At 64.7% G+C, this 6,508-nt stretch carries 5 protein-coding genes and 1 tRNA gene; 4 read left to right on the plus strand and 2 right to left on the minus strand.

All coding sequences use genetic code 11. The features are described 5' to 3' along the window. The first annotated feature begins 219 nt into the window (after positions 1-219). Positions 220-1,167, plus strand: a complete 948-nt coding sequence (locus tag ACIBJI_RS02970) for a Ppx/GppA phosphatase family protein (RefSeq protein ID WP_364341189.1) — start codon at positions 220-222, stop codon at positions 1,165-1,167. Positions 1,168-1,282: 115 nt separating this feature from the next. Here ACIBJI_RS02970 and ACIBJI_RS02975 read toward each other — a convergent pair whose 3' ends face one another. After that, complete coding sequence (locus ACIBJI_RS02975; protein WP_364341191.1) at positions 1,283-2,095, minus strand: neutral zinc metallopeptidase; 813 nt, start codon at positions 2,093-2,095, stop codon at positions 1,283-1,285. 293 nt (positions 2,096-2,388) lie between these two features. Between ACIBJI_RS02975 and ACIBJI_RS02980 the strand changes: the two genes are divergently transcribed. The 3 genes from ACIBJI_RS02980 (at position 2,389) to ACIBJI_RS02990 (ending at position 5,823) form a co-directional block, all read left to right on the plus strand. Next, on the plus strand, positions 2,389-3,855 hold the full coding sequence (locus ACIBJI_RS02980; RefSeq protein WP_364341193.1) for an oligopeptide:H+ symporter: 1,467 nt from the start codon (positions 2,389-2,391) through the stop codon (positions 3,853-3,855). A 269-nt stretch (positions 3,856-4,124) separates the two neighbouring features. Next, entirely contained in the window at positions 4,125-5,642 is a 1,518-nt protein-coding gene (locus tag ACIBJI_RS02985; RefSeq protein WP_396957266.1) for an amino acid permease, read from the plus strand. 107 nt (positions 5,643-5,749) lie between these two features. Then, positions 5,750-5,823 (plus strand) — tRNA-Leu (locus tag ACIBJI_RS02990). Between the two features lie 241 nt (positions 5,824-6,064). Here the strand turns inward: ACIBJI_RS02990 and ACIBJI_RS02995 are convergent. After that, on the minus strand, positions 6,065-6,304 hold the full coding sequence (locus ACIBJI_RS02995) for a hypothetical protein (protein ID WP_364341197.1): 240 nt from the start codon (positions 6,302-6,304) through the stop codon (positions 6,065-6,067). Between the last annotated feature and the right edge of the window lie 204 nt (positions 6,305-6,508).

Below are 6,508 nucleotides of genomic sequence, written 5' to 3' on the forward strand. Positions count from 1 at the left end.
GGTGTCGCGAGGCGTGGGGTGTCGCGCTGGGCGTGGGTGCTGCAATGAGCACGGGTGCCGCGACATATGCGGGTGCTGTGACGTCTGCGGGTGCCGCGGTGAGCGTCCGCGATGCGCTGAGCGTGGGTGCTGCGGCGGGCGGCGTAGGCGCTGGGATGACTGGGCGCGCGGTGAGCGCGAGTGGGAAATGAACCGGTGCTGATATGAGCGGAGCTGAGCATGAGTAATCGGGTAGCGGCAGTCGATTGCGGGACGAATTCGATTCGACTATTGATCGCCGAGGTGCTCGGCGATGGGCGGTTGGTGGATGTGCATCGGGAGATGCGCATTGTGCGGCTGGGGCAGGGGGTGGATGCGACCGGGGCGCTTGCGTCGGAGGCGATCGAGCGCACCAGGGTCGCGCTCGCCGATTATGTCGCGCTGATGCGGGAGGCGGGGGTGAGTCGGGTGCGGATGGTCGCGACCTCCGCGACTCGCGATGCCGCCAACCGCGAGGACTTCTTCGCCATGGCCCGTGCCGAACTCGGCACCGTGGTGGCGGGTGCGGAGGCCGAGGTGATCACCGGTGACGAGGAGGCACGGCTGTCCTTCGCCGGTGCGGTCGGCGAATTGGCCAGCGAGGCAGGGCCCTTCGTTGTCGTCGATCTCGGCGGCGGCTCCACCGAACTCGTCGTCGGCGACAGCGATGGTGTGCGTGCCGCATTCTCCGCCGATATCGGCTGCGTACGCATTACCGAGCGGTGCCTGCCGGGCAATCCACCGACCGCCGAACAGGTTGCCGCCGCACGGGAATTCGCCACCGAGCGACTGGCGGAGGCATTCGCGAAGGTGCCGGTCGAAGGCGCGCACACCTGGGTCGGCGTAGCGGGCACCATGACCACTATCGCCGCCGTCGCCCTCGATCTGCCCGAATACGATTCGGAGCGTGTCCATCTCACCAGCCTCACCTTGGACCAAGTGCGCGAGGTCTGCGATCGCCTGATCGGCATGAACCACGACGAGCGCGCCGCCCTCGGCCCCATGCATCCCGGCCGTGTCGACGTGATCGGCGGCGGCGCCGTCATCACCGAGGTGCTCGCTTACGAACTGTCCCGCCGCGCCGACATTTCCGCCCTCACCGTCAGCGAACACGACATCCTCGACGGCATAGCCCTGTCCATCGCCTGACGCTCTATCGCGGCCGTCGCGCGACATATCCACTTCACGACGACCGTGAGCTGCTACGACGAGATCACGACCTGGTACCCCGCCCGGCCGCTTGCCGTCCGTCGCCCCTGCGCGGTCATTCCACCTTGTCGAGCGCGGCCGCCCAGGTGTTGCACGATGATGTCGAGGCGCTGCGGTAACCCGATTCGACCCAGCGCCGACTGTTCACCCCGGTGCCGTGGGTCGGATCCTCTTCGGTATCGGATTGGATATCGATCAGATCCGCGGCCTCTGCCGGGGGCAATATGCCGCCTGCCTGCGCTGCCGCCAGCATCACGCCCGCCAGGCACTGGGCTTGGAGTTCGATGCGTCGGCTGAGTTCCAATCCGAGCGGTGACTTCTCGCCCGCGGTACCGATATCTCGATCGGCGGTGCGCAGGATGCCGGTAGAGGACTGTAGGTGGTGGCCGTATTCGTGCATCACGACGAACATCAGGTACTGCCCGAGTTGCGAACCCCACCCCCGATGGATGGGGTCGTCGGTCGGCCAGTACACAGTGCCGCCGCAATAGAACGCCGGATCGGTGGACTGAACCTGTTTCGAGCATCCGGTCGTCACGTTGTCGACCACCACGAGTTGCAGCGGCGCGAGGGTCATACCCGCCGCGCGCAGCGCCGGATCCCAGGCCTTCGTCAGGCAGTCCAGTTCGGTCTGGACGAATTGCCGCTGACCCTCCGCGCTCATCTCGATCGGTGGCAGCTGACACCGCAGCGGAGACAAGCGCAACTCCGCGTGCAGGGTGTTGGCCGTCAGTGGCGGTTCCTGCGGTGCACCCTCAACGGGCTCGGCATCCACCGCGGATACCGACGCGCATCCGGAGCCGAGCACCGACACCAGCGCGCCGATCACGGCGAGCAGCAGCGCCGCACGGGCGCTCGAGCGCTTCATCAGGTTCCCCCGTCCAGCCAACAAACGAGGTTTCCCCGTCCAGCGAGGCGAACTTTACCGGCAGATTCTCCGGTTTTCTCGTCGAGTGCTGTGCGTCACCGATCGCGGCCGACGAATATTCGACATTGCCTGTAATTCGCTGAAAGAGCGCACTGGACGGGTACCTCCAAGGTGGAGGACCGGTTGGCGGATTGCTCCGGCGGCGACTCGCATGTCTGGACATATCGGCTGTGAGCAGGGAATTCCTGGTTCAGGATGCCGGAAAATTCCCGCCCATATGGGAGGGTCTGAGCATGTCCGACGCAGCAATGGCGGAGCAACCGGTTCGGGAGCGAAACCTATTCGGTCACCCCATCGGGTTGACCAATCTCTTCGGAGTCGAACTCTGGGAGCGCTTCTCGTTCTACGGAATGCTCACCATCCTCGGGTACTACCTGTACTACTCGACGACCGAGGGCGGACTGGGTTTATCGCAGAGCACCGGTGTCGGGATCGTCGGCGCGTACGGCGGGCTGGTGTATCTGTCCACGGTGCTCGGCGGGTGGATCGCCGATCGATTGATCGGTATGGAACGCACCGTCTTCTATGGCGGCGTTGTGGTCGTGGCCGGGCATATCGCGCTGGCGGTTCTGCCCGGAGTGAGCGGTGTCGGAGTCGGCCTGGTGCTGGTCGCGCTCGGCAGCGGCGGACTGAAGGCCAATGCCTCCTCGCTGCTCGGCACCCTCTACCGGCCGGGTGATCCGCGCTTGGACGGCGGCTTCACGCTGTTCTATCTGGGCATCAACCTCGGTGCGTTCGTCGGCCCGCTGCTCACCGGTCTGCTGCAACGGCATTGGGGCTTTCACTACGGCTTCGGTGCGGCCGCGGTGGGCATGGCGTTGGGGCTGACGCAGTACGTGGTGTTCCGGCGCAACCTCGGCACTGCGGGCAGGCATGTGCCCAATCCGTTGCCGCGCAACGCCGTCGGACCGATACTGGGCATCGTGGCCGGGGCGGCCATCGTGGTCGCGCTGGCATTGATCACCGGCCTGGTGAACTTGGACAACCTGTCCGAGGTCACCACCGTCGTCATCATCGGGGCCGCGCTCGCCTACTTCGTACTCATGCTGACCAGCGCAAAGGTAACGTCGGTCGAGCGCAGCCGGGTTCGTGCTTTCATACCGCTGTTCATCGCGAATGCGGTTTTCTGGTCGCTGTTCCAGCAGATCTTCACAGTCCTCGCGGTGTATTCCGATGAACGGTTGCGGTGGACCATCTTCGGCTGGACCGCACCGTCGAACTGGATCGGCGCGGCGGAGCCGGTGTGGATCATCTGCCTGTCGCCGCTGTTCGCGCTCATGTGGACCAAGCTGGGCAATCGTGCCCCGAGTACACCGCGCAAATTCGCCCTCGGCGTCATCGGCATGGGGCTGGCGTTCTGGTTGTTCGTGCTGTTCTCGGGGAGCAGTGGCAAATCGGTGCCAGCGCTGGCCGTGCTGCTCATCATGGGCGCATTCGCGGTCTCCGAGCTGCTGCTTTCCCCGATCGGTCTCTCGGTCACCACGCAGTTGGCGCCCGAGGCGTTCCGTGCCCAGATGATGGCGCTGTACTTCTTCTCCATTGGCATCGGAACCTCGATGTCCGGTACTTTGGCTCGGTTCTATGACGCGGACCACGAATTCGCGTACTTCGGAATCACCGGAGCAGTGGCGATCTGTGCCGGTCTGATCGTCGTCGCACTCACACCATGGGTGCGCCGACATATGGCCGGTGTGCACTAGGGAGAATCGACACAGCGGCGTGAGCGACGGGTATGGAGGCGGCAGCTTGTGTAACCCCGGAGGGCCCCGGGAGCGCCGCAATTGAATACAGCGGCGTGAGCGACGGGTATGGAGGCGGCAGCTTGTGTAACCGCGGAGGGCCCCGGGAGCGCCGCAATTGAATACAGCGGCGTGAGCGACGGGTATGGAGGCGGCAGCTTGCGTTACCCCGGAGGGCCCGGGGAGCGCCGCAATCGAATACAGAACCCGTCGACGACAGCAAGGAGACAGTGTTGGCGACCCCAGGAACTCGATGGGGCGGTCTGTTCCGTACCAAATCGGTCGAGCAGTCCATCCGGGACACCGACGAACCCGACTCGAAACTGCGCAAGGATCTGACCGCCTGGGACCTCACCATCTTCGGTGTCGCCGTGGTCGTCGGGGCAGGCATCTTCACGCTCACCGCACGCACCGCGGGCAATGTCGCCGGACCTTCGGTTTCCCTGGCCTTCGTCTTCGCCGCCATCGCCTGTGGGTTGACCGCGCTGTGCTACGCCGAATTCGCCTCGACGGTTCCAGTGGCGGGCAGCGCGTACACGTTCTCCTACGCCACCTTCGGCGAGCTCGTCGCATGGATCATCGGCTGGGATCTGATCCTGGAGTTCGCGCTCGCGGTGTCGGTTGTCGCCAAGGGATGGTCGCAGTACCTCGGTGAGGTGATGGGATCGCATTCGCCGATCGCGCATCTGGGGCCGATCGACTTCGACTGGGGTGCGGTATTTCTTATCGCGGTTTTGGGTGTGCTGCTGGCGGTCGGCACCAAGGTGTCCTCGCGGGTTTCGGCGGTGGCCGTCGCCATCAAGTTGAGCGTTATCGCGGTGGTTCTCGTCGTCGGCGCCACCTACTTCGACAAGTCGAACCTGACGCCCTACATCCCGTCGTCGCAGTCCGGTGCGGAAGGAGAGGGGCTGCACCAGTCGCTGTTCTCCTACTTCACCGGCGCCGGACACAGCACGTTCGGCTGGTACGGTCTGCTCGCCGCGGCCAGTCTGGTGTTCTTCGCGTTTATCGGCTTCGATGTCGTCGCGACGACGGCGGAGGAGACGAAGAATCCGCAACGCTCGTTGCCGCGCGGCATCCTCGGCTCGCTGGTCATCGTCACCATTCTCTATGTCGCGGTATCCCTGATCCTCACCGGGATGGTGCCCTACACCGCACTATCGGGCGACAAAGCAACGCTCGCGACGGCTTTCGCGCAACACGGCGCCACCTGGACCAAAAACATCATCTCCATCGGCGCGCTCGCCGGACTCACCACGGTCGTCATGGTGCTGTTCCTCGGACAGACCCGCGTGCTGTTCGCCATGTCGCGCGACGGACTGATGCCGCGTCAGCTCGCGCGCACCGGCAAGAACGGCACTCCGGTTCGGTTGACCATCGTGGTCGGTGTGGTCTGCTCCGTGCTCGCCGGTTTCGTGGACTTCGGCACCCTCGAGGAGATGGTCAATATCGGCACGCTCTTCGCCTTCGTCCTGGTCGCCATCGGCGTTCTCATCCTGCGCCGCACCCGACCCGAGCTTCCGCGCGGCTTCCGCGTGCCCTTGGTCCCGCTCATCCCCATCCTCGCCGTACTCGCCTGCCTCTGGTTGATGCTGAACCTGTCGGTCGAAACCTGGCTGCGCTTCCTCGTCTGGATGGTCATCGGCCTGATCGTCTACTTCGCCTACAGCCGCCGCCATTCCGTCCTCGCCAACGGACCTGGCGCGAACTCCTCCGACAGCACCGCACCGGTGGTCGCCCACGACTAGATGATCTGACTGTGCGATGGCGGCATTACTCTGGCCACCACCGGGGATGCGCTAGCCTGCAGAACGGAATTCCGGTACGGCAGTACGAGTCGGTACGCTGACCGGGCGCCCCTATAGCCCAATTGGCAGAGGCAGCAGACTTAAAATCTGCAAAGTGTCGGTTCGAGTCCGACTGGGGGCACGTGTCAGATCCACACTGGGCGCGACCGGCGGCTTCGCCGTTGCTGCTGTCGGGTTCGCCGGTGGCTGTCGACAGAGATGCGCTGACCGCTGCGATTTCGTGGGAGTAATCGGCAGGGAGAACGGCCTGCAGTTGCCTCGTTCGCGTCGTATAACCGTTCCATCCCGCTGGCTCCGTAGTCCCGGCACCGCTGGCGTCCCGGGCACTCCTGGTCGGAGCATCCGGGACGCCGAACATGCTGTCAGCGGTTCGCCAGGTCCAGCGGACGCGCCAGGTCTACTCGACGGGCGGCATTGGAGAGGGCGGTTACTACGCAAGTGCCGAGTTGGCCCGTGCGATCGTAGAGGACAGCCGAGCAGGCCGCTATGCCGTCGGCGGTTTCGAGTTCCAAGATGCTGGTCTGCAGAGTGTGGTGCTGGGATTCGAGTCGTGCCGCGGTCTCGCAGGCAGCCGGGCGAAAAGGGCCCGTCCAGGCCGGCATCCGGACTCGATGGTGCCGTAAGGCCAAGCCGCCGCTCTTGCAGTTCGTCCTCGTATATTGCTCGCCCGATAACGTCTTTTTGTCCAGATCGGCGTTCAGGGCATCAACCGCGCGAAATAAGAGTTGCAGTTAGCTATTCCCGGTGCGGACCGTTTTCGGCTCCTCTCAATCGGCACGATGGTTTCGCAGCGTAAATTCAGCGGC

Source organism: Nocardia sp. NPDC050408 (assembly GCF_044458905.1).
In the GTDB taxonomy this organism is placed as follows: Bacteria; Actinomycetota; Actinomycetes; order Mycobacteriales; family Mycobacteriaceae; genus Nocardia.

What these genes read in the sequence shown, in the direction of transcription:
- ACIBJI_RS02975 (WP_364341191.1), bottom strand. Translation starts at nt 2,095, where the DNA reads ATGAAGCGCTCGAGCGCCCGTGCGGCGCTGCTGCTCGCCGTGATCGGC.
- ACIBJI_RS02970 (WP_364341189.1), top strand. Translation starts at nt 220, where the DNA reads ATGAGTAATCGGGTAGCGGCAGTCGATTGCGGGACGAATTCGATTCGA.
- ACIBJI_RS02980 (WP_364341193.1), top strand. Translation starts at nt 2,389, where the DNA reads ATGTCCGACGCAGCAATGGCGGAGCAACCGGTTCGGGAGCGAAACCTA.
- ACIBJI_RS02995 (WP_364341197.1), bottom strand. Translation starts at nt 6,304, where the DNA reads ATGCCGGCCTGGACGGGCCCTTTTCGCCCGGCTGCCTGCGAGACCGCG.